Below are 24531 nucleotides of genomic sequence, written 5' to 3' on the forward strand. Positions count from 1 at the left end.
TTGTTTGATTCTGTTTACACTCAAAATTGGGGAATTTTGTTACTGGCCTATATTCAACAATCCTGGTTTAACCGTGCACTTACATCATCACCGATCACGGTTTTTTGATATAGTTGTCTACCAATTTCCATATCCGACATGTTGGTTTGAGATCCTGAGGTTGCATGACGTTGCTTAAAGCTTTGGGTGCGAGGCAGCAAATACAATATGAATGCTGTGAGAAAAGGCACAATCAGTGGTATGCAATTAATCAAGCCTAACCGCCACTTAGCAAAACAGACAGCGAGCTGGCGCGGCGGAATTTGAAGTTCATCAACTATCACCATACACTTAGGCTATCCCGATTTGCCAATTGACCAAAAAGCATACGCACCAGTTGGTGCTAACAAGTAAAATGAAGCACTTTGTAATTCGCATTAAACTTCTTTACGCATCGAATGAAATCATTTACAGACATAAAGGCAAATGACCTGGACAAACAAATATCTTCCATTATTCATGTCGCAAAGTATGACTGATTGGAAGGCTTGAAAAATAAAGCTTTTCGCTCAAATCGTTTGAGCACCCAAATCAATTAAAACACTTATCTATCAAGGCTTTCAAAAAAAGTTCTATATAACGTCAGGGCGGTAGTGAACCTACTTTAAATTTAAAATTATTTCAGGTAAGCTGCATCTGCAAAGTGGCTAACGACGATAGCCTGCCGGAAAGCAAGTAGCCTCTTTTACCGGTTTAAAGTATAAGCAGGATGATATTTGTAATTCGGGTTGGGCAGCATTCGTTCAAAAAGAATAGCCAAAACGCCGGCCCCTTTTCCTTCACCGTATCCTCCTAACTGTCCGGTATGTTTCGAAATAGGTCATAACTTATAAGGCATGCCAGCCACGTTTTTTTTGTATGAAATTTGTGTTAAGAAAACTTCATCTAAACGTTACTAATGTACAGACGGCGGAACATTCCCTTTCTTTTAAAATAGTTTTGCCCCACTAAAATTGAAATGCTATGTTGCAAGTTTTTCTGAACAAAAAATTAATTCTCGGGCTATGTTTTTTACTGCTGGTATGTAGTGCATTTGCCCAGTCCAGCGGCTCCGGAATCAGCGGCTTTGTATATACCGACGACAACCAGCCATTTGAAAGCGCCACGGTTACTGTAAGTAATGCAGCTACCGGTTTTACCACCGCTACTTCTACCAATAAAAAGGGATATTTTACCCTGCGTGATTTGCCGGTAGGTAATTACAATATAGAGGTATCTGCGGCAGGCGCACAACCCACCATTTTAAAAGACAACGCCCTGAACCTGGGTGACCGCCTCATGCTGAATAAAATAGTATTGAGCAAAAACGCTGCTACCCTTTCGCAGGTAACGGTACGCTCCAACAGTTTCACCAACAGTGTGGACAGGTTGGGAACTGGTACAGCTATCACCGGAAGGGCCATTCAAAAAATACCTCTGGCTTCCCGTAACTACACCGACCTGATGGTGCTATCACCACTGGCAAGCGGCGCTTCCCTTGCAGGTGCCAAAGCAGGCGGCACCGGGTATATGCTGGATGGTGTAAGCAATCGCCGGGCAACATTTGGCGGTACTACGGATGCGGCATTTTCAATCTCTTCCGAAACCATCCGGGAGTTTGAAGTATCCACCAACTCGTACGATGTTACCAATGGGCGTGGCTCGGGTGGTGTGGTAAAAGCCATTACCAAATCGGGTACCAACACCTTATCCGGTGCGGCCTGGGGCTATTATGGCGCCAACTCGCTGGCGGCTACCAAAGATGTAAACGGCAATCATCTTACCAGCAAATACCAGATAAAGCAAGGAGGTGCTTTACTGAGCGGACCAATCATTAAAGACAAAATACACTTCCTTATTTCGTATGACCAGTACCAAAACACCATTCCATTCAGGGCATACGATTTTACTTTCGCCGGCGCCACACAGGCACAGGCAGAAAAGAACCTTAACATCACCAAAGCCAACCTGGACCAGATTGTCGGCATCATGCAAAACCAGTTCGGTTTCCCTGCAAGCCAGCAATACGGTACCATTAACATTGTACAGGAAACAAAAAATGCCTTCGCCAAATTTGACTGGAACATCAATAAGAAAAACCTGTTCACTTTAAAATACAATTACCTGCATTTTGTAGATCCCAATAAATTAAAAGGATCTGGATTGTTGACCACACAATACACCGGCGTGGAAATAGACAATGCCGTGATGCTGGGTTTGCGTACAGAGTTAAGCAGCAATTTGGTGAACGACCTGAAAGTAAATTTCAGCACTTACCGCAAGTTTTTAAAGTTCGTCAATAACCACGTGCCGGAAGGATTTGTGAATGTGAATTCTACTTTCGCCGATGGCAGCACAGGCAATACTACTGTGGCTTTCGGCGTACAGAACTGGGTACCGGAAAGGGATGCTTCGGATGTGATACAGCTGGTGGATAACCTGCGCTATAAAACCGGCAACCTCAATTTTGTTTTTGGTACAGATAACAATATCAACCATGTAACAGACCGCTTATCACATGACCAGCAGGGGCAGTTTTATTATGCCAGCATCCAGGATATGGCTAACAACAATCCCTATCGTTTTAACAGGAAGATTCCGCTGGATGGCATCAACCCAAAAATAAGCGTACCCATTATTGAACTGGGTTTGTTTGCACAAATGGAAACTAACTTAAAGCCCAACCTGAATTTAACGGTAGGCTTAAGATGGGATGCTAATATCATCGGCAGCAAACCAACCTACAATGAGCAACTGTATAAAGACCTGGGCGTAAGAAGCGATGTGGTACCTTTTGATGCAAAGAATGTACAACCCCGGGTGAACCTGATCTGGGATGTACATGGCAACGGAAAAGACTTGGTGAAATTTGGTAGCGGTTTGTTTGCTTCTGAATTAACCACGCAACCCATCACTTTTTCTCACATTGACAACGGCGTGGATTTTCGCCAGGTGGATATCCGCCAAAACGTACCGGTGCCCGACTGGACAGCTTACCAGCAGGATTTCAGTAAAGTACCCGGTGTAGATTATTATAATTCTTTACCCACCAAGCAGCCCGCTACGGTATTGGTGCTGGATAAAAATTTAAAGAACCCGCTCACGTTCAAAACCAGTCTTAGTTATTATCACTTTTTCAATAACTGGTTAAGGGCTGGTGCCAACGTGTATTACGACCGTACCTGGGATAACTTCTATTTGTACGATTTGAACCTGCGCAAAACGCCACAGTTTGTAACCAATGAAGGCAGGGAAGTGTATGTACCTGCTGCTTCTCTTACCGGATCAAGTTCCACCAGTTACCTGCCGGTACTGGCTAAGTCCAGGATATCATCCAACTTTAACCAGGTTCGCTATTTCACCAACACCAAATGGGCTTCACAATATTTAGGGGCTGTGGTGGAAGTGGCTGCGCAGTTACGTAAAGACGGATACGTTAGTGTATCGTATGCCAGGGGTAAAGCTACCGGCACGCCGCCTTATGATAACGGCGACCCACGCAATTCCAATTTCAGTGTAGCCTCTTCTTATTCCGGTTATGCGGACTATGGTAAAAACTGGTATAGCGATGGTGACCAGGCGAATAAAATTGTTGCGCTGTTCCTGAGCCCTACCATTCATGGTTTCAGCATCAGCTCTTCTTTCCAGGCTTACCAGAATGCAAGGTATTCTGCCTATGTAAATAAAGATGTGATCGGCGAAGGTAATGATGGTACCAACCTTGCTTTTATTTATGATCCCAACAGTGCTTCCACGCCTGCGAATATTGCTACCGGCATGAATAACCTGCTGGCTAAAACCAGCTCCGAGTATAAAAAATTCCTGCTGAAAAATATGGGTAAGTTTGCACCATATAACGGTGGTTTAATGCCCTGGCGCACACAATGGAATTTGAGTGTAGCCTATGATATCAAACTGGTAAAGACACATAAAATTACATTGAGAGCAGACTTTTTCAATGTGCTCAACCTGATCAATTACAAATGGGGCGGTTATAGCCAAATCATCAATACGAACCTGTATAATGTTACCGGCTTTGATGCAGAAACCAATTCGTATAAATACAGTGTGAATACCAATGCAGGCACCAAGGTAAAAACGGCTACCTATTATTCAGTTCAATTGGGCGCCCGTTATTCTTTCTGATAAAAAGTTATAAATGAAAAATGGATTATTGATTATTTTCATTTTATTGATGGCATGGAACTGCCCGGCACAAACAATTGTGCCGGGCATGCCATTACCGCCCTGGAAGGAAGGATACCTCGACCTGCACCATATCAATACCGGCAGAGGCAATGCGGCCTTTTATATTTTTCCGGATGGCACTACAATGCTATTTGATGCCGGAGAGTTAGACCCAACTAACCCGAGAACACTGTCTCGCCGAAATACACCGATAAAACCGGACAGTTCAAAACATCCTTATGAATGGATTGCACAGTACATACAGCAAGTCTCGCCGTTAAAAGAAAAGGCGGTGATTGATTATGCCGTTATCTCCCATTTTCATGATGATCATTTCGGCAGCTGGTATACAGGCGCTCCTGCATCGCCCGATGGAAAGTATGCACTCACAGGCATCACAGGCGTTGGTACGTTGGTACCCATCAGCTTTTTAGTAACAAGAGATTACAATTATCCGGTACCGGTAGCTTCTGTACTCCAGAAAATGGCGGGTTCATCCTATGCAAAAACATGGGAGAATTACCAGGCATTTATACAAAGCCGCAAAGCCAAAGGATTGCGTGCAGAATTTCTAAAAGCGGGCAGCCGTACACAGTTTACACTTCGCCACCAGGCAAAAAACTATCCTTCTTTCTATTTGCAGAACGTTAAATCAAACGGCGATATATGGACGGGAAAAGACAGCGGGACCGTTCCTCATTTTCCACCGATTGATACGGCCGACAATAAAACCTGGCCGGATGAAAATGCGTTGAGCAATGTGCTGGTGATTCATTACGGCCCTTTTAGTTATTATACCGGCGGTGATTGCCCCGGCAATATATTTTTGGGTGATGCTCAATGGCGGGATGTAGAAACACCGGTTGCAAAAGCCGTTGGGGAAGTGGATGGAGCCACCATGGATCACCATGGCAACCGCGATGCGGTAAATGCCTTTCAGGTACAGACCTTTAAACCCAACGTGTGGATTGAACAGGTTTGGACGGCCGATCATCCGGGACACGAAACATTGATCCGCGTCACTTCCCCCCTCCTCTACCCTGCTAAAAGAGATTTGTTTGCGACCAATATGATGCAAGCGAATAAAGACGTGATTGGGCCGCAGGTAGATCAGTCGTACCAAAGTATGCAGGGGCATATTGTTGTACGTGTGATACCAGGCGGAAAAGAGTATTACATCATTATCCTCGATGATAACCAGCAAGAGCTGCATGTGAAAAAAGTATTTGGACCATATGCAAGTAAGGGGGCAAAAAATTTATAAAACAGTAAACTTTGCTGCTAATTATATTCAGTAAGTCTAAATCGTGCGCATGGCTAATTTCCAAGATTGTCTTTTCTAATATTTTCCGCCATTCGCAAGATCGTTTAGTAAAAACAGCTACTGTAGCCGGTGGAGCGGTTTACCGGCTGGAATACGCTGATTAAAGTTATGAAACAATATCTCTTGGCGGCCGAAAGCCGGAGCATTGCGCTTCTCACAGGTGAAATGGCTCACCTGTCGTCCTTTCATATTCGGTTGAAGTAATAACTTCGATTTCATCCAGGGTGATGTCGGCAGTTGCCGGTTTGTTGATTAAATGGGTAACCATTTGTTCGATTTCGCTGATATCGCAGGGATGCTTGGCGAAATAAAAACCGGTTCCCTGATCAGTGATAGAAATTCTGTCCCATTCTGTCCACTGAAATTTGTAAAGTAAGAATTGCATATGGTAAGATTTAGATTGTAAAAGTATTGTCGGCCTCCTGGCGTATTTTCCTGAGGACGGCGGGTTTTGTGATCTCCAGTATATTCAGTAATTCAACTGCATTCAGAACAAAGGCTTCAAGGGTGTCCCGGCTCATTCTTAACAGGCTTATGCGCAAAACATTTCTTTGTACCGTATGCAGAATCACTGGTTCTCCTGCGTATTTGGCATCATAATGAATGATTTCCAGGTGATAACTCCCATCGTCACCAGCGCAGAGGGTAATGTGGTTGTTTCTAAGTTTTCTTTTTACTGCGTTGTTATACCGGTGCACTTTTGCTTTATCATTGATTTTCATAAACGGAACTGAGTGGTTATGGATGTCAGGCTGAGCAGCTGTATGCTGTTCGGTGTGGTTAAATTACCTGTTGCAAAAAATACAAAGGGAAAGACAGTATGGCCGGGTTGAAATACAATTTTCATTGAGTAAGGTTTGATACTAATTCTTCGCCGCCAGAACTGTACCAGTCTGTACAATTCAGTTGAGTCAACGGTTCCGCAATTTTCGTTTGGCCGCTTTTCCAAAATACGGATGAATTTTCCGCATACCGGAACCGGCCTGTAGTGTTATTGAGTAGTCCTTGTAGCGGTTTTTCTATACCAGAAAAATTAAGGAGTGAATTAAAAAGCATGACATTTAGTAATAGTTAAATCACCCCGTTAGCTTGCGAAACTCGAAGATTATCAACAACAACGAATCGCTTAGCCAAGAAAATATTTCATATTTTACCTAAGAGGTAAAACAACTCTTTAAACCAGGTAAATACGGAGATGTCAGTATTGACTTCATATATAGAATGGAGTATTGGCGCTTTTAAACAAATACCTTGTGATGCATATCTGTAAATAATTGTCTAATATTACTGCTAAAAATGAGCTTAAAATATGCCGTGGGCATTTTTTTTATCCCACATAATAGCGGATACTTGTGGTATTGATAAAAACTTAACGTTCCAATTGCCCGTCACACTTTTGCAACAAACCATATCCGTGAATAACGACGTTCCTATTGAAACAGTATCAAAAATGCCAGGCAGCACCAATTTAAGAACAACGCAACATTATGCGACGATTTTGGTTTTAAAATTGAGCAAGGATAGGATGAAATTGAAAAGAAATTATCTCGATCCGAGGGATAATTGGAAGTGCAACTAAAAGTAATCCCAAATTTTCAAATTGTTTTGAGCGTAGCAAAATCACAATTGCGCAGTAGCAGGAAGTAGGAATGATTTCCAGACGCTTAAAATAAAAAGTTACTTTTTGACTCCTTTGAATACATGATCCACCGGCGCTTCGAGCTTACCATTATCGAAGGAGCGGTAATTGATACAAATGCTGTCTCCGTAGATTGCAATAATACCTGAAGGGGAATTACATAAAAATTCGCCTGTTGCAGAAAACAAAATTTGTTTGTACCCGATATTATAACTGTCGGGAAGCTCATCAAAAAAACGGCCGCAACCCAGCTGAAAATTTTCGAGATACAAACCAGTAGCCGGATGCAGCAAGTCATTTGCACAGGTCCCGATTTGAAAACTGTCCGGATTGCTGTTGTCGTCAGTTGATCCCTTAAAAACACCATTGCACTTGCTGGCGCAAGGGTTGGCAAAGGTTAACAATTTTGAAAAGATTTTTACGGTATCGGCTTTGGAAACGGTCGTGTACCGGACAGCTAATTTTACCGGTATTTGTTTGTTGGTAAGCAAATACTTCCGGGGAAAATTCAGCCTGATTTCCTGTGCATTATATGTGGTTGCTTCAATGGTCCACGTGTAGGAAAGTGCTGATGAATCAAGCGCAATAAATTTTACGATCGCAGAAGAAACCGTATCTGTATTATAATACAACCAATCTGCTGCGATTGGTTCAAAATCTTCCTGGAATGCAATTCCTTTATTAAAACTGTTGTCGAAGTTGATGGCCGGATGTATTTCTTTTTTACAGGCATAATTCACCATCATGCAGGCAAAAAAAATCAATCCGCTAACAGAGCACCGCCGGAAACAAAATGCCATATTCATAAGTAAGTTTGTAGATGCCACCACCGGCCGGATCTAACCAATAGTCTGCCGCAAAGTGCATACGACAGCAAAGAAACCAACCGCGTGTTAATTTTGTGTTACCCAAACATTACGAATATGTTATGTTCCATAATTTCCTTACCATTTTAACCGCACATTTCAAATGGTCGAAAACAGAGTTAAAACTAAAAGTTAAACTCTACGGCATTCAATCTACAAGCTTAACTGATGTCCCTAACTCTTCGCTGAAATCATTTTTTTTAGATTAAGATTGATACGAATCCCCGCCCGTTTTGCGGGGATTTTTATTTTGCACATTTGCGCTGATTTACAATACAACATTGCTGCCGGGCAGTGTTTATGAAAATACGCGTTGAAACTTTATTAGACCTGATTGTATCAATTGCCTGCATTTTATACAATTGACAGACTTTAGTTACAACACCGGTTGGTGAAGAAGAACAAAAAAATGTTGACGGGTATCACTTTGAAGGACTCGAAAAATGACATCTCACTGTACCTACTTTTCAAATAATACGGTATCTGCATTCGCTCCCAGGGTTTGGAGGATTTCTACAATTTCCTTCACCATTGAATCTGGTCCGCATACATAAAAGTGTTTACTAAAATCGCTCACATGCTGTTTAATAAATTCCCGGTCAATTTTTCCGGATAGATATCCGGTATTGTTTTCCCGCGACAAGATATAAACTGCTTCTTTATTCAGTATAGCTGACAGCTCCTTTTCATAAATAATATCAGCTGAAGTTTTGTTAGAAAAAAATAACTTATTGTTTGCTATTTCATTGTCTTTATGCAGCATCCGTAGTATTGCAATAAAGGGTGTAATGCCTGCGCCGCCGGCAATAAAATAGCCAGGCCCCTTGTATTCGATAGCACCCCATGGATCTTCAATAATAAGTTCATCACCTGGCACAAGTTGATGGAGTTGGTCTGTAACACCATGATGATCCGGGTAGCGCTTAATTGTAAATTCCAAACAGGCATCATCGGTTAGGCCAGTAAAAGTAAATGGTCTCTTCTCTTCCTCCATCCCTGCTTTATTGATAGCAACATCCGTTGCCTGCCCTGGCGTAAAATGATAGTCCACAGGTTTTTCTATTCTAAAATATTTTACATCATGTGTTACTTGTTTAACATCCAGTATTTTTACAATATTTTTCATGATTGAATCAGATTTGATCATTCAAATTTAATCGTTTCGTTTATCCCCGTCAAGATTTGTAGAAGCAATTGCGCTCTTGTTTTGATTATTTATGGCAGGTAAGGTTTTTCTTTTGGGATATTCTTGCCACTTTACTTGGATATTTAATAAAGAATTCGCATTTTGTCCATTCATATGGTTTTGCTTCTTTTACCGGCCAGGTAACAACTCTACAGACTACTTAAAATTTTTTGAATGCCTGCATACGAAATAGAAATTATTTTAAACCGCCAACTGGCAGATTGCCTTTCTATACCAGCCTTTATTACAGATACAAAAGGAAATCTGATTTTTTACAACGAGCCTGCAGAAACAATTTTAGGCAAACGCTTTGAAGACACGGGAGAAATGCCGGTAGAACAATGGGCAACAGATTTTAAACCTTTTGATGAAAATGGCAAGCAGCTACCTCCGGAGGAACTGCCACTTGTAAATACGCTGCAGGATGCGCTGCCCCATCACAAAACTTTTTGGATCGAAAGCCTGCAGGGAAAAAATCAAAAAATTTCAGTCACAGCTTACCCCATAATAGGCAGAACAGGAAAAATGTCAGGAGCTGTAGCTATTTTCTGGAAATCAACTGATGTATGAAAATTAAATTATGGGGCGTTAGGGGTTCGATTACCACAACAGGTCCTGAAACAGCTTATTATGGCGGAAACACATCTTGTGCAGATGTATGGGAAGATGGCTGCTTATTGGTATTGGACGGCGGATCGGGCATACAAAAGTTAGTGGTAGATAATCCCCTGGCAAATAAAAGAATTGACGTTTTACTCACGCACCTGCATCTTGATCATATCCAGGGGTTAGGCTTTTTTAAACCGCTCTTTGACGCTTCAATGGAGATACATATCTGGGGACCGGCAAGCAGCACAAGAACGCTGCATTCAAGATTAAGCCGTTACCTGTCGCCACCACTGTTTCCGGTGCTGATACGTGATTTGCCCTGCAGCCTTACCTTACATGAAATTGGTAACAGTACTTTTCAAATAGGTCCCTTTAGCATTCAGTCCAATTACATCATCCATCCCGGCCCAACGGTAGGTTTTCGTGTTACAGGTAACCATTCAGTATTTGCTTATATCCCTGATCATGAACCAGCGCTGGGCCGCAACGGGATGATTAAAGACCAGCAATGGATATCAGGAATAGATCTGGCAAGAGGTGCCGATTTACTATTGCACGATGCCCAGTACACCGCTGCTGAATATCTGTACAAGAAAGGTTGGGGACACTCTTCCATTGATGATGCCGCACTGTTTGCGTCTGTCGCAGGGGTGAAACATCTTTTGCTTGCACATCACGATCCGGCCCGCACTGATGAAGCGCTCAATGAGTTGTACACTGCCTTTCAAAATAATAACAATTACACTTTTAAAAACGAACTGGCCAGGGAAGGGATGGAAATTACATTGCCTTAATATCTGTGGGATCGTTTAGTAAACTGCCGTCCGCATCATGCACCTTTTGCAGCCACCTTAATGCATCAGCCCAATACATTATCTTTTACTTACGCCATAATTGGTGACTGTCCCGGGCACCTTGTGTTAAAAAGTTAGTATCTTAAATTGTAGCTTAATAAAAATAACTGTTTATGAAAAAAATACTGATTTGTTTATTTACATTAATTGCTGTTGCTTCCAACGCACAGGATACCGATTCAGCCCGGATTGTAAACAACTACACCAAAAAGGAAGTGTATATCACCATGCGGGATGGAGTACGGTTATTTACATCTATATACCTGCCGAAAAGCAATACTGAGAAGCATCCTATTTTATTATCAAGAACACCTTATTCCTGTCAGCCGTATGGCGAAACACTTTTTTTACCTTACTGGAAAAGTTATCAAAGAGAATATTTAAAAGAAGGGTACATTATGGTAATGCAGGATGTACGGGGCAGGTGGATGAGTGAGGGCGAAATGGTAAATATCAGGCCATTTAACGCCGGCAAAAAGGGTAAAGAAATTGATGAGTCGAGTGATACATACGATACGATTGACTGGCTTATAAAAAACCTTTCAGGCAATAATGGCAAGGTGGGCGTATTCGGCATTTCTTATCCCGGTTTCTACAGCACTATGGCTGCGGCAAGCAATCATCCTGCGTTGAAGGCGGTGAGTCCGCAGGCACCTGTTACCAACTGGTTTATTGGTGATGACTTTCATCACAATGGCGCTTTCTTTCAGATGGATGCATTTGGTTTTTACTCCCCACAGGGATTTGCTTTTGGCGTTCCGCATCCCAAACCTGTATCAGTGGCCGCTACTTCAGTAGGGTATCCGGATCATGATAATTATCAGTTTTTCCTGGATGCTGGCAGTTTAAAAAATCTTACAAAATATATGGGAGACAGCATCGCTTTTTGGAAAGACCTGATGAATCATCCCAATTACGACGCCTGGTGGAAAGCAAGAGACGCACGGGTGGCAACAAAAAATCTGCAACCTGCCATGTTATGGGTCGGCGGCCTGTTTGATGCAGAAGATTGCTGGGGTGCATGGAACGCTTATAAAGCGGCGGAAGAAAACAATCCAGGCAAAGCATTTAACAAAATTGTGGAAGGTCCCTGGTACCATGGACAATGGGCAAACAACGACGGAACACACCATGGCAATATTCAGTTTGGTTCCAACACAAGTGAATACTATCAGCAGCATTTTGAAGTACCCTTCTTTAATTATTTTTTAAAAGGTAAAGGGGATGCAGCACAAATTGCCGAAGCCAATATTTATATTACCGGTGCCAACCAATGGAAAGCATTTGAACAATGGCCACCTGCAGGTAAAGCAGACGAAGTGATGTACCTGCAGCCAAACGGAAAATTAGGTACCACCCAACCCGCCGCCACCAATAGCTTCAGCGAATACATAAGTGATCCTGCAAAACCGGTTCCGTATGAAGAAGCCGTGCACTTTAACAGAACGAGAACTTATATGTCAGCCGACCAGCGCTTTGCTGCCAGGCGACCGGATGTACTGGTATTTAAGACGGATACCTTAATAAATGATGTTACCGTAACAGGCAACGTAATAGCGGATATTATGACAAGCATTTCAACAACAGATGCAGACTTTGTGGTAAAAGTAATTGACGTGTTTCCTGAATACCTTGGTTACAACGATGTAGATATTTATGCAGAAACAGATCCTGTTAATCCCTACCCAATGGGCGGTTACCAAATGCTGGTAAGAGCAGAAACCTTCAGGGGCAGGTACAGAACGGGGTATGAAAATCCGGCTGCATTTACACCCGGAAAAATTGAAGAAGTGAAATTTGAATTGCCTTCCATCGCACACAGTTTTAAAAAAGGGCATCGGATAATGGTGCAGGTACAAAGCAGCTGGTTTCCTTTGGCCGACCGAAATCCGCAACAGTTTGTTGATATTTATCACTGTGATGAAAAAGATTTTATTAAAAGCAACATTAAAATTTATCATGAAGCACACCATGCATCCAGGATTATTTTACCTGTGTTAAAATAACAATAAATAATCATACTACTATTTAAACCAATCGTTTATACGGAATAATTTCTGCAGTAGAATAGCGTTTAAACGTTCCTGTTATTGCTAACCTACTGCTACCAATCAGCCATTGCTTTTGTAAACAACGGGTACATTGTTTTAATCGATTCGTTGCAGCCTGTTATAACATAAAATATTCTACAGTAAATGATTTAAGTTAAAGTCCGTGCGGACAGATCATCTGGCACAGTATTTTTAGGATCTGCAATAAATATCTGCGCAATGAACTCATCTTGTATATTAACCATGGTTGCAGCCAGGCTGTCTTTGTTGATGCATCAGCGTAAGATGCTGTTAGTTTCAGGATTCATTTTATTAATAACAGCACTCATTTATGCTGCTTTTAAACAGAATAAAAAGTACAGAAGTACTCAATACAACAGTTTACAAAAAATTAAACAATATAGAACAGGGTTAGAGAAGGCCGCTAAAATTAAGGCGCAAAAAAAGGGCTCCATGTATTAAAACAAAGCCCATCAGAATAATTTTAAAAGGTAATGTACTTATGTACCGGCACCTGTCGGGATGCATAATTCATCTGTGGCAATCGATTATTGTAATCTTCCATCTGCGGAATCATTTTTGACACCAAAGGCGCAAGCAGGCTACAGTTTGCTTCACCGGCTATACCGGTCGTTTCTCCATGGGTAAGCTGTATCGGAATATCCGCGTTCTTCCCAGAAGCCAGGTTTATTTTCAGCTAAAAATTCAATCCTGCTGATCCATTTCGATCCCTTCCAGGCGTACAGTTGGGGCGTGATCATGCGTAACGGGCCGCCATGCTCTTTTGGTAAGGGTTTGCCTTCCACCGTATGTACCAACAGTACGTCAGGCTTTAACGCTTCTTCCAGTGATATATTGGTGGTATAATCATCAAAGCCATAACATAAAATATGAGCTGCCGTTTCTTTTGGTTGTACCAGTGCAGCCAGATCAATTAAACGTACACCCTTCCAGTTAATGCCCAGCTTCGACCAGGTGGTAACACAATGAAAATCGGAAGTATCTTCCGTTTGCGGCAAAGCCATAAACTGTTCCCATGTCAATTCCACCGGGTGTTCCACTTCGCCATCTATGACCAGTTTCCATTTACTCAGGGGAATTTCTGGCTGAATACCCAGGTCGAGCACCGGCCATTTTTTGGTGATAGTCTGCCCTACAGGTAATTCGGGCATGCCGTGCCGGTTCGGCTTTCCTTTTCCCATGGGTTTATCGTCAGCAATGGATGGCGTTAGCTTTATCTTTTCCTCAAACCTTGCTTTCAATTTCATCCGGGCATCCACAATGCGGCCCAATTTTTCTTTCTCCTCCATAGCGTAAATTTTTGTTGAAGAAAGTTAATGAATTGCAGGCAAATAAAATTGGGTATGACGGGTTCTTATGAAGTAGCAAAAAATGTTTGGATGCATCTGTAGCTGTTTGCCCCTAATTATTCAGCTTATATATTCTTGTCACTTCTTGCAGATCCAATTGGTTCAGCAATTCAATTAACCGTTCTTTAGAAAAGTTTGCGTCGAGATAATTGCAATAAATCGCCGGCGTCTTTTTGTCGTGCCGAGAAACTGAGGTCGATTGATATTCAAATTCATCCCACAAAAAATCCTCTACATAATCATTCAGGTCAGTGTCTTCCACCTCAAGACAGTACAGTCCTGAGTCAGATTGAGTCAGCCTGATATGGGGGATTTCGAATAAGGTATTTGTTTCCATGGTAGTTGTAGGTTGTTAATTACGAGCCGCAACAATGCTCATGGATTAGCTGCATTATTTTAACTGATGGGTGCATTGGGCATTTTCAATTTAAAGCATTTGCACCAGCTGAATATTATTTCCACAAGTATCGTTGAAAACAGCCAGTTTTACTGTACCCATAACTGTTGGCTTCAGGCTAAATGCTACGCCCAAATTCAACAGCCGGTCATATTCTTGCTGAAGGTCGTCCACACTGAATTGGGTGTAGGGAATGCCGGCATCAAAAAGCGCCTGCTGGTAAATTTTAGCAGGCTCAAAATTATTGGGTGATGGTTCTAATAAAACTTCAGGTCCGTCCTGTTCTTCTTTAGCAACCACAGTTAGCCAGTGGTTGCCTCCGCCTAACGGCACATCTATTTTTTTTATAAAACCCAGTTTACCCGTGTAAAATTCCAATGCTTTGTCCTGGTCTTTAACCGGAATGCCTGTAACAGTTACTTTCATGTTGTCAATTTTTAGGATGAGTGCCCAAAGTTCCTGCACCTACTTTACATTCACTTTGCAAAAGTTGCTTTTTTTTAAACTCAGCAGGAGTAATCCCGGTTTTACTTTTGAATAAGGTACTGAAGGAGCAGGGACTTTCAAATCCAACTGCATAACATGTTTCGGCTACCGGCATTCCTTTTTTAAGATGGTATTTTGACGCTGCTATACGTTTGTTTATTAAATATTGTTTTGGTGTAAGCCCGTAATACTTTTTAAAAAGACGCATCAAATGGAATTTTGAAGTATAATTAACACGGGATAACAAACTAAGGTTCAGCTGTTTTTCAAAGTTGTCTTCAATAAAATTTCTAACTCCTACAACTGTCCCGATTTGTTCCTTGTTTGAATAACAGGTACGTTTTATCCTGTTCATTTCTGTTTGATAAAAATTCATCTGATTGTTTATTTTATTCCTTCCGCATGCCCCGCCTCCTTCACCACCAGCCTGCCCAAGAACTGATTGATCAATGGAATTCTGACATATAATTTTAACGGGATAACAAACTCAGGATCAGCTCTTTTACAAACTTGTCTTTAATAAAACTTCTAATAATTACCACCATCCCGATCTGTTCCTGGTTCGAGTAACAGGTACGTGTTATCCTGTTCATTTCTGTTTGATAAAAATTCATCTTATTACCCGTTTTATACTTCAGCATGCCCCTCCTCCTTCACCACCGGCCCGTCCAAAAATTGATTGATCATCGACATGGTTGCTGCAATTAAAGTGTTGTTTTGTGGTGTTGTTAGTTCTCCGATATAATCGCCGTGGCCGCCTGGAAAAATGGCAAGCCGTGAATTGGAAATAAAGCGGTGCATTTGTACGGCATGTTCCGGCGTTACAACATCCCTGTCCCCGGCAATGATCAGTGCCGGGGCCTTAATGGATTTGATGTCATCGTCTGCTATGTCGGGAAAGGACAGCATTCTTGCAACATCTCTTTCATACATCCGGTGAAGCGCATCGGTATCAGGATTGATTTTTAAATAAGCATCCTTGTAAGGCTGGGGCATGCCTTCAATTGTCGGCTCCGACATCATAGGCCAGAACCAGTCCGGAGCACCTGCTTTCTTGAAGAAAGTGGAAGCTACAATTATTTTGTTGGTCATTTCAGGATGCCGGATAGCGAACTCAAGTGTTGTGCTTGCGCCGTTGCTGAAACCGAAGATGTCGGCTTTCCCTATGTGGAGTTCTTTTAACAGGTCTGCTATGTCGTCCGCATCCTGCTGAAAACTTAAAGGCCTGTCAATGTCTGCAGTGTGGCCGTGTGCCTGCATCTCCACCGCAATTACCTGGTGGCTTTGTGCCAACGCCTGTACTACCCGCCCGAAAGTTGTATGAATGGTTGAGCCGCCGCCATGAATTAATACCAGCGGTGTGCCTGCACCATACATTTCATAATACATTTTCAGACCGTTCACAGCAGCATAACCGCTTGTTGCCGCCGGCTTGATTTCAGTATGGTCTTTCGTTTGAACAGTCATAGTTGTTTGTTGAATTATTACGGCTTGAAATTACCAGCCACCAAAGTTATTAAAGTGGAGGTTCCGATCATCGGTCTGGATTAGTATCCTGCACTTTCGTTTTAGTTTTGTAGTGTCACAAAGCTGGCAGCTAATTTAACTATAAACGTCGTAATCAGCAAGTCATCGGTGGTCAAATAATGCCTGATGCGAAGGGAGGGCTTTGCTTAAGGTGAAAAACCTAGCGCCCTGGAAAAGCGTACAAAGTGAGCGGAATGTTTGTTGAGTAAAACAGCGGGTTGAAGATTGTTGCGCATTAATGATTGACTTCCGTTGTGTATTGATAAAACGAGTTGTCTCTGTCCACTCCTGTAACAGTGGGTCCACTCATATAATAAAAGCAGGCACGGGTTTTTCTGTTCTTAGATTTGTACTACTTCAACAGGTATTACTACCCACTCAACTTTATCAGAAACCATTATCCGTATAGCGGTTATTGATTTATTTACCTTTTAAAAAATTGTATGAAAAAGTTGATCATCGTATTTTTTGCCTTTCAGTGCATGGTGCTGACTTCCTGCTGGCACAACCACAAAAACATAAGCTTTAGTTACACCAGCAACGACGATTCTTATTCCATGGATGCCTGGTTCAGCAAAAACAAAACAAGCATTGCGGAACGGTATATGAATGAGAAGATAGGCAAGGAAAATAACATTTCCTTTGTCAACACACTAACGGATGCAGAGTTCACGCTTAATGATGGTTCTAAATTTTACATGCAAAAATCACCCGGCCACATCCTGATAAAAATGAATAAACTTGATAATTCGTATGAGCATTATCACAAAATACAGGAAATGTGCAAGGGGATGAAGAATGTTGTTTTGAAGTAGATACATGTTTACTTAATGCCGACCCTTGCTTCATTTATATTCTCTTCTATAATTTTCTTAATCTTTTTAGTCATAAATTGATAATATCCAAAATCCATGGGGAAGCATCTACCTGCATCCATTACATTTAGATAAAATCCATTTTCATCTATTATTATAACAACATCTAATGTTATTGTTATGAATTTGCCATAACAATAAAATCTATATTCATCTTCGGTCTTACTATCGAATTTAAACCAGGCATAAGTTGGGTTAAGGTTACTGATAATTTCAATTTTTTTATTCTTTGGGAGGGTAGATAAAACAGATACAAACTTTCTGATTTTACTTATGTTGAATAAATTATAAAATAGTAGTATTCCCGTAAACATAGCACACACGCATATTTGGAGAAATGTTTCCTTATCTGTTAAATATGCTTTAGAAGCCTTTTTATAAAGAATATCAAGAAGAAATAACCAAAAGGCTGGTAACAAAGACATTTGGAACCATTCCGACTTTGATAGAACTACTTTGTCTGGCATTTCAAAAATTAAAGTGTGTTGTTAAAAATTGCCGCTAACACAAATATATAGGCTATAATCAGCCACGCATAATGTCAATTTTGCAAGCGGCATTTTTCAATTCGCCCACCACATTTAAGCAACCTCTATTTATAAACCGCAGACATTTTTAATTCCCAATCTTAAATTATACAAATCAGCAGCAGCAAAACACGCCGGTAAAACCCTTTACTAAAACTGCCTGCCCACTACTCCTTGTACCTCACAAAATAAGCCACCATTTCACCAGTTGTCAGTTGTTCCATTTGCCCTGAAGGCTGTGAATATAATTTACAGCTGAACCTCATTTTTACCTTTACGTAATATCTGCCGTCAGAATTATACCCGTCCGTAAGACCGGTTATTTTAAAATAGCTTCCCTCCTGCCCTTTTCCATGAAAGGTGTCCCAAAGCTGGCCATTCGCATCGCTCCAGAAGACGAGGAATCCGTCAGTCATTCTATCACAGGTATTGATTGCAAACCGGTAAGCGCCGGGCTGAAAAAAAGCCTTGAAATCATTGTCTGTGAGCGCTGGATTGGTTGTACCGATATAATTTTTTTGGATGGAGAGGGTACCTGTGCCCGGTGGATTGGGATAGATACCCGGGCCGATCCCACACATCACCGACCCCGAGTCTGCCGAAGGAGACCACCCGCCCACCTGGTGGGAAGGATCGTTGTTGTCATTGGTTATAATATAAATGGTGTTGTCAATCGTTAGATTAAAATAAGGCGTATCGGCTGGCACAGCTTCTGTTGTAACATTCTTGTCTGTTACTGAAACAAACACATTCGTCTGTGACGTATCTGATGTAAAATGATGCACAAAGTTACCGGGTAAAGCGGGTGTACCCTTTGGCGCAACAGTGATATATTGCAGTCCGGTATCAATGATGGTACCACCACCCGAAATCGAAATACCATTGATCGTGTCAGTTTGATAATTCCATGCACCGGTTGCTGTAACATTCACTTTTACCCGGATACTATCAGCGCCGGTTATTGCTTCGCCTGTAAAAAAGCGATGTGTGATGATGTCAGTACAACCGGCTAACGGCACGATTGTAAATATCGCTTTTGGGTCGGCCGGAGTTGTTGAATTTTCTTTACGGCAACCAGCAAGGAGTAAGCAAATGCAGCATACAATTACAGCATAGCACAGGGTATATTTTATCATCAGGTTTAATTAAGATTGGCTGGCGTAATGATAGGTCTATTTTTTTACATCAACAAAGCAATTTACACTGGCTGGTGCTGCCCCAGATTTAACCGTGTGCCTTTCATGTCGCTTCACGGGCGCCCTTAACGTATTTGAAAGTAAAAATATTTGCCGGTGGAACTGTTTCCCCAATTGTGGGAACAGCAGCCAACCGCTATACAATATACAGAAGCATCAACAAAAGACCCAGGACACAGTAAAATCAGCCATAGTCTTGCATTTCAAGCCGGCAACAACGCTTTAAAGGAGTTAAGGCAGCTCAGCTTTTAATAGCTCACAACTTCGGAATAGTTGGCACAATCTTCGACCATTCAGCCGGGGAATAACAATTTATAGCATGACATATTGTTTAGGCATCAAATTAAAAGACGGACTGGTGGGCATTGCCGATACGCGGATATCCGCAGGCACCAGTACCACTGTAAAGAAAAAAGTGTTGGTACTGCAGGATGGCAAAGCAAGCCTTTTCATTATGACCAGTGGACTACGTTCTGTAAGAGACAAAGCGGTGCATTATTTCCAGGAACTGATCAGCAACGGCATTGTGTACGACAAAATGTACAAGGCTGTGAATGCCTTTGGCGAGCAGATAAAAAGAGTGGGGCATGAAGATAAGGAGGCGCTGCTGGCTTCCGGCTACAAGTTTAATTTAAATGCCATTGTTGGCGGACAGCTGCAAAATGATACCGAACACAAATTGTTCCTGCTGTATACTGAAGGCAACTGGGTTGAGCTGGATGAAGGAAGTCCCTTTGCCATCATTGGCAATTCAGGCCAGGGCAAGGGCATACTCAACAGGATCATTCATCCCGGCACCACCATGCGGCAGGCTTTGAAAGCCGGCTACCTGTCCTTCGATTCGGTAAGGGTAAGTTCCAACGATGTGGAGTTTCCCATAGATATTGTTACTTATTTAAAAAACAGCTTTCACATTACCGAAACAAGGTTCCAGCAACAGGAGCTGCAACAGGTATCCAGCGAATGGAACGAAAAATTAAAACACTATCTGGATGAAATGCCGGAAGACTGGATAGAAAAAATATACCATCAATAACAATCATTATAAAACAACAACCAGCATGAAATTCCAGGTATTTAGTAAACTGCATTACCAGGTGTACTCACCCACCACATTTATTTTTAGCATACAGGCATCCCGTTCCAGCAGCCAGGTTATTGTTGAAGAAAGCCTGGTGACTGAACCGTTTATCGAACATGAAGAAATTACAGTTGCCGAAGGCGAGTCAAGGTTTATCCGGCTGAAGGCTGCAGCCAATACGGATTTCACCATCCGCTACCAGGCAACGGCAGATATTGACTACAATATGATTCACCAGCGTAAGCTGCAAAACACCGTACCGGTAAACAAGCTGGATGCAGAAGTTATGCCCTACCTTTTTCCAAGCAGGTATTGCCAGAGCGATAAGCTGCAGAAGCTGGCCGGTAAAGAGTTTGGCAATATTGATACGGCCTATGGCAAGGTGGCCGCCATTACAGAGTGGATCTTTAATAACGTAGAATACACCAGTGGCGCAACCAATTCCAGTACTTCCGCCTACGATACGCTTACACAACGTGTGGGGGTTTGCCGCGACTTTGCGCACCTGGGCATTGCCCTGTGCAGGGCACTTTCTATCCCCGCCCGTTATTTTACCGGCTATGCTTACAATTTAAACCCGCCCGATTTCCATGCCTGCTTCGAAGCTTATATCGGTGGTGAATGGATCTTCTTTGATCCAACCAAACTGGTGCCCGTTAACGGGCTGGTTAAAATCGCCAACGGCAGGGACGCCGCAGATGCAGCAGTAGCCAGCATCTTCGGCAATGTATTCTGCAAATCCATTACAGTCAAATGCGAGTGCAACGACCCTGCATTTAAACCGCTTTATATCAGCAATGCAGAAGATCAAAAGGGATTATCGTATAAGTAAAGCCATCGGTAATTTATATAAATGATTGAGTGTACAGGGTAAGCTTTGGTGATCACCGTTGTGTCACTCTCTTGTACCGCTTACCATTGTGGAACTTTTACCGAACCGTAGATTAGGGTGGAGAAAACATAAGCTTCAGTTACACCAACAACGACGATTCTTATTCCATGGATGCTTGTTTTGCTTTTGCAAAACAAGCATTGCGGAACAGTATATGAATGAAACAATCGGCAAGGAAAATAACATTTCCTTTGTCAATACACTAACGGATGCAGAGTTCACACTTAATGATGATTCTAAATTTTACATGCAAAAATCACCCGGCCACATCCTGATAAAATGAATAAACTTGATAATTCGTATGAGCATTATCACGAAATACAGGAAATGTGCAAGGAAATAAAAGATATTGTTTTGAAGTAGTTACATGTCTACTTTAAAAGGCGTATTCAAACGGCATCCCTTCAACCCGGTAATTACAAAAGTTGAATCTGCGAAAATACAGTCATGCTGCACCTGTTTGTCCCGGTAAAATACAAGCAAAATATTGGCAGGTTCCGGATCATGCATCCGGAACACCTGATTCCCCTAATTTCTTAAGTTTTTTCAAAGATTCATGACAGCTCAAATAACATGCTTCTGTTGGTATAGCAGCAGGAATTCCTTCCTGCAATTACAAATAGATCCCGCCAAAAGATTGACTGGTTCCTTCCATTTCAATAACTCTGTGCTGCAGAATATTTGAACCAGATTCAAACCAGGAGAGCCTCATGGTAAAACTAATACCTTAGATGATACCTATAAAATTTTGTGCAAAATCATTTTAATCATTAAAGTGGAGTCTGGTGATACATTAGGTGGATAAGACTTTCGCTTAACTAAATAGGGCGGGGCTATCAGTTTACGAACTTCCCCAGCCCGCATGCCTCTTAGCCCTTCGTCTACACCCTCAGTTGCCTGGTGTCCGCCAATTAATATTTTCACTGGCGAGGTTAAATTTTCATTTGAATATAATACTGTTCCATCCAGGTAGGTAGTTGTTTCAAAAATTAAAACTTCCTGTCCTTCCTTTGCAGGTGCCCCAGTTCCCTCTTTCAAAATAATGTATTTTAGCCCTGAAGGAGTTATCACATACTCCTTTTCTGCAGTTGCTCTTAATGTCTTGTTTTGAGTGCTGCAACTGCTTAATCCGATAAAAATAAAATAGAAGAAGTAAACCAATCTCATTGTTCATTTTTTAGGTTTTAAAATCAGCGGCATGGAGAAATATGTTGATGAAATTAAGCATTGGAGTTGAATACTGCATGGTTCAATTTAATTTATAAATCCATTCAACTACACCACGCCGTTTGGCAGTGAAGTTTTTTATTTGTAAATCTTTAAGCACCCCCACGGCACACCTAACACCAACTATTTATAAAGCCAGGCTTTTATAAGTTTTGTGTAATAAGGCATTATCACATACACCATTAATAAAACTACAACGCCTGAAATAAAGAAGGCATCCACGTAACGGTGCTGAGGCAAATTCAAACTCCTTAAAATGGGCAAAATAATCAATGGAATAAGCAGGGATAACGGGTAAATGGCAGACCAGGTTACGAGATATTGTTTCCAGCGAACAGGTACTTTGGGCTGTTCATTGCCAGCATTAAAAAGAAAGTCTAAACCGCTCCTGATAGTATAATTGTCATCTTTTGCAAAAAGAAGGCTGGCCTTTTGAATCAGTTCTCTTCGTGCCGGAGATTCCATCCAGCTTTTGAGGTTGGCAATTGTATTGAAGCGAATAATAACCGTATATACATACGTTAAATCATGAATCGGCCGGATGATTTGCCAGTCAACAAACCCTGTTGAACTTTTACAAATTTCACTGATTTCAATGAGCCATTGCTCGTACTCGTTCTCTTTACCTTTTTTTATATGATGTGTAATAACTACTGAAGCTCCCTTATCAATCATAGATTTACTGTTAATATCTAAAATTAGTTAAAATGCCCCTTTATGATTGCGCTCTGCTTAAATATTTCCGTTATAATCAGCGACCTTCCAGTTTCATAAATACTGCCAGTTTTTAAACGCTCCTCTTTTAATTCACAAAATCCATCATCAGCACATCCAACGTTGCGGATGTACTTTATGCAGCTTACCGGTGTTCGCTTCGGCTTTGTTAATAAGATCAGCAACCGCCTCTGTGGCAGTTGGCTATTTTAAAGGCATACCAACTGTATCTGAATGAATAAAAAATTAACGGCTAATTTGTCAACAACTTCGAAACCTTCAATTTGCAATGTTGGCTATTTTATTGGCCTCATGCATAAACGGTCGGCACCGAAGGTCAGACCGTTTATGCATGCCTTTCCCCCCAGGTCGGCCAGTAACATCAGACCGCAAGTATCCGTGGTTTTTATTTGAACAAGTAAAATCTCTGTTAACGAATGTTATTTCCAGGGTGCTTTATTATCTGCCGATATAAACAGGATTGTTGTATTTAAAGTAAAAGCCGGCTTACCTGTTGCAGCATCATTCTTTTTTTCGAGTTCCTCACGCTGTGTAAAGCCCCCGCCCGCCCAGGTCAGGTCAATGATGGCAATGCCGTTTTTATCATAGCCGCCTGCTTCTATTTTCCAGTGGTTGGTGCCCTTGCTTTTAGTTGCTTCTGTAACGGTACCTGCATAATATTCAAAAGTTCCGTCTGCAAGAAATTGATAGTACGCATCGGTATTGGCTTTGGCATCATGGTATTTCCAAAGCCCAACCAGCGTTTCATCCATCCCATCTTTTACAACTGAGCCACCCCTGTAAACGGTTTTAGTGTCATTTACCTTATTGATAGCAGCAACGGGATCGCTGTCAAAATTTAAGGTATCCGTTCTTACAAGCCCCACTCCTTTTGCGTAATAGAAATTGGTAGAGTAAAAATTAGATCCAAAAAAAGGGTCTTTGGAGTATCCCTTGTAATTGACTACAATCACATCTTTATAACTTTTACCCCCGGCGTCTGTACTGATATTTTTTGCTACCAGAGTATAGCCGCCAACAGTCTTCATAGAAAGGTCAGCACCTGCCATCAAGCCCAGTAACTCATTTTTATTATCAGCGTTCACTACACCCCATTTGGTGCCTACAGGGCCGCTGCTTATCAAAACAGTGTCTGTAGAAATACGGGTTGTAACGCCATAACCGTTTACCATTATTACTTTCTGGGTAACTATTCCATTATCACAATTGTAATAGAAAGTGCCGTTGTCAAGATTAATGCCTTTATAAACGGCTCCGCCAAAACTTTTTAACACATCATACTTACACATGTTCCAGTAACAATTTGCGCAATCATCCTTATTGGAAATTGGGTTGGCAGCAGCAGTGGCAGCCGTGCCTGCCGCCGCATTTGCACCCGTTGCATTTTTTAACTGCAACTCAATGCGGTTGCTTTCGATGGTGGTTACTTTAAATGGCTTTTTCAAATCTGCAGGCAGTTCATCCCATAGCGCAGTAGCATCCC

General features: G+C 41.7%; 22 protein-coding genes. 8 read left to right on the forward strand and 14 right to left on the reverse strand.

Annotated elements, in window-relative coordinates; genetic code table 11:
* Nucleotides 1-1002 precede the first annotated feature (1002 nt).
* Entirely contained in the window at nt 1003-4164 is a 3162-nt protein-coding gene (locus JWR61_RS22050; protein ID WP_301929866.1) for a TonB-dependent receptor, read from the forward strand.
* A gap of 13 nt (nt 4165-4177) precedes the next feature.
* Complete coding sequence (locus tag JWR61_RS22055; RefSeq protein ID WP_301929867.1) at nt 4178-5470, forward strand: hypothetical protein; 1293 nt, start codon at nt 4178-4180, stop codon at nt 5468-5470.
* A gap of 214 nt (nt 5471-5684) precedes the next feature.
* Here the strand turns inward: JWR61_RS22055 and JWR61_RS22060 are convergent, their stop codons facing one another.
* The 4 genes from JWR61_RS22060 to JWR61_RS22075 all read right to left on the reverse strand — a co-directional run bounded on the left by JWR61_RS22060 (nt 5685) and on the right by JWR61_RS22075 (nt 9161).
* Nucleotides 5685-5915, reverse strand: coding sequence for a hypothetical protein (locus JWR61_RS22060; RefSeq protein ID WP_301929868.1), 231 nt, complete (start codon nt 5913-5915; stop codon nt 5685-5687).
* A 10-nt stretch (nt 5916-5925) separates the two neighbouring features.
* Entirely contained in the window at nt 5926-6252 is a 327-nt protein-coding gene (locus tag JWR61_RS22065) for a hypothetical protein (RefSeq protein ID WP_301929869.1), read from the reverse strand.
* A gap of 955 nt (nt 6253-7207) precedes the next feature.
* Entirely contained in the window at nt 7208-7975 is a 768-nt protein-coding gene (locus JWR61_RS22070; RefSeq protein WP_301929870.1) for a hypothetical protein, read from the reverse strand.
* Between the two features lie 520 nt (nt 7976-8495).
* Nucleotides 8496-9161, reverse strand: a complete 666-nt coding sequence (locus JWR61_RS22075; RefSeq protein WP_301929871.1) for an FAD-binding oxidoreductase — start codon at nt 9159-9161, stop codon at nt 8496-8498.
* A 234-nt stretch (nt 9162-9395) separates the two neighbouring features.
* Between JWR61_RS22075 and JWR61_RS22080 the strand changes: the two genes are divergently transcribed.
* The 3 genes from JWR61_RS22080 to JWR61_RS22090 all read left to right on the forward strand — a co-directional run bounded on the left by JWR61_RS22080 (nt 9396) and on the right by JWR61_RS22090 (nt 12690).
* Entirely contained in the window at nt 9396-9791 is a 396-nt protein-coding gene (locus tag JWR61_RS22080; RefSeq protein WP_301929872.1) for a PAS domain-containing protein, read from the forward strand.
* A complete protein-coding gene (locus JWR61_RS22085; RefSeq protein WP_301929873.1) occupies nt 9788-10624 on the forward strand; it encodes an MBL fold metallo-hydrolase in 837 nt (278 codons plus the stop codon). Before JWR61_RS22080 ends, JWR61_RS22085 begins: the two co-directional genes overlap by 4 nt.
* A 173-nt stretch (nt 10625-10797) precedes the next feature.
* The gene (locus JWR61_RS22090) at nt 10798-12690 is read left to right on the forward strand and encodes a CocE/NonD family hydrolase (RefSeq protein ID WP_301929874.1); all 1893 of its coding nucleotides are present in this window, start codon (nt 10798-10800) and stop codon (nt 12688-12690) included.
* A 659-nt stretch (nt 12691-13349) separates the two neighbouring features.
* Here JWR61_RS22090 and JWR61_RS22095 read toward each other — a convergent pair.
* The 5 genes from JWR61_RS22095 to JWR61_RS22115 form a co-directional block, all read right to left on the reverse strand.
* A complete protein-coding gene (locus tag JWR61_RS22095) occupies nt 13350-14045 on the reverse strand; it encodes a sulfite oxidase-like oxidoreductase (RefSeq protein WP_301929875.1) in 696 nt (231 codons plus the stop codon).
* A 487-nt stretch (nt 14046-14532) separates the two neighbouring features.
* Complete coding sequence (locus JWR61_RS22100; protein WP_301929876.1) at nt 14533-14928, reverse strand: VOC family protein; 396 nt, start codon at nt 14926-14928, stop codon at nt 14533-14535.
* A 4-nt stretch (nt 14929-14932) separates the two neighbouring features.
* Entirely contained in the window at nt 14933-15364 is a 432-nt protein-coding gene (locus tag JWR61_RS22105; protein WP_301929877.1) for an AraC family transcriptional regulator, read from the reverse strand.
* A 94-nt stretch (nt 15365-15458) separates the two neighbouring features.
* Entirely contained in the window at nt 15459-15602 is a 144-nt protein-coding gene (locus tag JWR61_RS22110) for a hypothetical protein (protein WP_301929878.1), read from the reverse strand.
* A 13-nt stretch (nt 15603-15615) separates the two neighbouring features.
* A complete protein-coding gene (locus JWR61_RS22115; protein WP_301929879.1) occupies nt 15616-16455 on the reverse strand; it encodes an alpha/beta fold hydrolase in 840 nt (279 codons plus the stop codon).
* A gap of 503 nt (nt 16456-16958) precedes the next feature.
* On the opposite strand from JWR61_RS22115, the gene JWR61_RS22120 reads away from it, so the two are divergent.
* Nucleotides 16959-17330, forward strand: coding sequence for a hypothetical protein (locus JWR61_RS22120; protein ID WP_301929880.1), 372 nt, complete (start codon nt 16959-16961; stop codon nt 17328-17330).
* A gap of 8 nt (nt 17331-17338) precedes the next feature.
* Here the strand turns inward: JWR61_RS22120 and JWR61_RS22125 are convergent, their stop codons facing one another.
* Nucleotides 17339-17857 carry a hypothetical protein gene (locus JWR61_RS22125; RefSeq protein WP_301929881.1) on the reverse strand — a complete coding sequence of 173 codons (519 nt, stop codon included), beginning with the start codon at nt 17855-17857 and terminating at the stop codon, nt 17339-17341.
* Between the two features lie 227 nt (nt 17858-18084).
* A complete protein-coding gene (locus tag JWR61_RS22130) occupies nt 18085-19053 on the reverse strand; it encodes a hypothetical protein (protein WP_301929882.1) in 969 nt (322 codons plus the stop codon).
* Between the two features lie 379 nt (nt 19054-19432).
* On the opposite strand from JWR61_RS22130, the gene JWR61_RS22135 reads away from it, so the two are divergent.
* Nucleotides 19433-20149 carry a hypothetical protein gene (locus JWR61_RS22135; RefSeq protein WP_301929883.1) on the forward strand — a complete coding sequence of 239 codons (717 nt, stop codon included), beginning with the start codon at nt 19433-19435 and terminating at the stop codon, nt 20147-20149.
* A 25-nt stretch (nt 20150-20174) separates the two neighbouring features.
* On the forward strand, nt 20175-21026 hold the full coding sequence (locus JWR61_RS22140; protein ID WP_301929884.1) for a transglutaminase family protein: 852 nt from the start codon (nt 20175-20177) through the stop codon (nt 21024-21026).
* A gap of 798 nt (nt 21027-21824) precedes the next feature.
* Here JWR61_RS22140 and JWR61_RS22145 read toward each other — a convergent pair.
* The 3 genes from JWR61_RS22145 to JWR61_RS22155 form a co-directional block, all read right to left on the reverse strand.
* Nucleotides 21825-22253, reverse strand: a complete 429-nt coding sequence (locus tag JWR61_RS22145) for an FKBP-type peptidyl-prolyl cis-trans isomerase (RefSeq protein ID WP_301929885.1) — start codon at nt 22251-22253, stop codon at nt 21825-21827.
* Nucleotides 22254-22436: 183 nt separating this feature from the next.
* Nucleotides 22437-22988 (reverse strand): hypothetical protein, encoded by a 552-nt coding sequence (locus JWR61_RS22150; protein WP_301929886.1) that lies wholly within the window; start codon nt 22986-22988, stop codon nt 22437-22439.
* Between the two features lie 479 nt (nt 22989-23467).
* Nucleotides 23468-24531 (reverse strand): hypothetical protein (locus JWR61_RS22155; protein WP_301929887.1); only part of this gene is annotated, 1064 nt, incomplete at its 5' end.

Source organism: Ferruginibacter sp., assembly GCF_028288465.1.
Classification (GTDB): Bacteria; Bacteroidota; Bacteroidia; order Chitinophagales; family Chitinophagaceae; genus Ferruginibacter.

Coding starts and splice junctions, on each gene's coding strand:
- JWR61_RS22055 (WP_301929867.1), top strand. CDS start 4,178: ATGAAAAATGGATTATTGATTATTTTCATTTTATTGATGGCATGGAAC.
- JWR61_RS22095 (WP_301929875.1), bottom strand. CDS start 14,045: ATGGAGGAGAAAGAAAAATTGGGCCGCATTGTGGATGCCCGGATGAAA.
- JWR61_RS22090 (WP_301929874.1), top strand. CDS start 10,798: ATGAAAAAAATACTGATTTGTTTATTTACATTAATTGCTGTTGCTTCC.
- JWR61_RS22105 (WP_301929877.1), bottom strand. CDS start 15,364: ATGAATTTTTATCAAACAGAAATGAACAGGATAAAACGTACCTGTTAT.
- JWR61_RS22120 (WP_301929880.1), top strand. CDS start 16,959: ATGAAAAAGTTGATCATCGTATTTTTTGCCTTTCAGTGCATGGTGCTG.
- JWR61_RS22150 (WP_301929886.1), bottom strand. CDS start 22,988: ATGATTGATAAGGGAGCTTCAGTAGTTATTACACATCATATAAAAAAA.
- JWR61_RS22140 (WP_301929884.1), top strand. CDS start 20,175: ATGAAATTCCAGGTATTTAGTAAACTGCATTACCAGGTGTACTCACCC.
- JWR61_RS22110 (WP_301929878.1), bottom strand. CDS start 15,602: ATGAATTTTTATCAAACAGAAATGAACAGGATAACACGTACCTGTTAC.
- JWR61_RS22125 (WP_301929881.1), bottom strand. CDS start 17,857: ATGCCAGACAAAGTAGTTCTATCAAAGTCGGAATGGTTCCAAATGTCT.
- JWR61_RS22060 (WP_301929868.1), bottom strand. CDS start 5,915: ATGCAATTCTTACTTTACAAATTTCAGTGGACAGAATGGGACAGAATT.
- JWR61_RS22070 (WP_301929870.1), bottom strand. CDS start 7,975: ATGAATATGGCATTTTGTTTCCGGCGGTGCTCTGTTAGCGGATTGATT.
- JWR61_RS22050 (WP_301929866.1), top strand. CDS start 1,003: ATGTTGCAAGTTTTTCTGAACAAAAAATTAATTCTCGGGCTATGTTTT.
- JWR61_RS22085 (WP_301929873.1), top strand. CDS start 9,788: ATGAAAATTAAATTATGGGGCGTTAGGGGTTCGATTACCACAACAGGT.
- JWR61_RS22080 (WP_301929872.1), top strand. CDS start 9,396: ATGCCTGCATACGAAATAGAAATTATTTTAAACCGCCAACTGGCAGAT.
- JWR61_RS22100 (WP_301929876.1), bottom strand. CDS start 14,928: ATGAAAGTAACTGTTACAGGCATTCCGGTTAAAGACCAGGACAAAGCA.
- JWR61_RS22145 (WP_301929885.1), bottom strand. CDS start 22,253: ATGAGATTGGTTTACTTCTTCTATTTTATTTTTATCGGATTAAGCAGT.
- JWR61_RS22115 (WP_301929879.1), bottom strand. CDS start 16,455: ATGACTGTTCAAACGAAAGACCATACTGAAATCAAGCCGGCGGCAACA.
- JWR61_RS22065 (WP_301929869.1), bottom strand. CDS start 6,252: ATGAAAATCAATGATAAAGCAAAAGTGCACCGGTATAACAACGCAGTA.
- JWR61_RS22075 (WP_301929871.1), bottom strand. CDS start 9,161: ATGAAAAATATTGTAAAAATACTGGATGTTAAACAAGTAACACATGAT.
- JWR61_RS22130 (WP_301929882.1), bottom strand. CDS start 19,053: ATGATAAAATATACCCTGTGCTATGCTGTAATTGTATGCTGCATTTGC.
- JWR61_RS22135 (WP_301929883.1), top strand. CDS start 19,433: ATGACATATTGTTTAGGCATCAAATTAAAAGACGGACTGGTGGGCATT.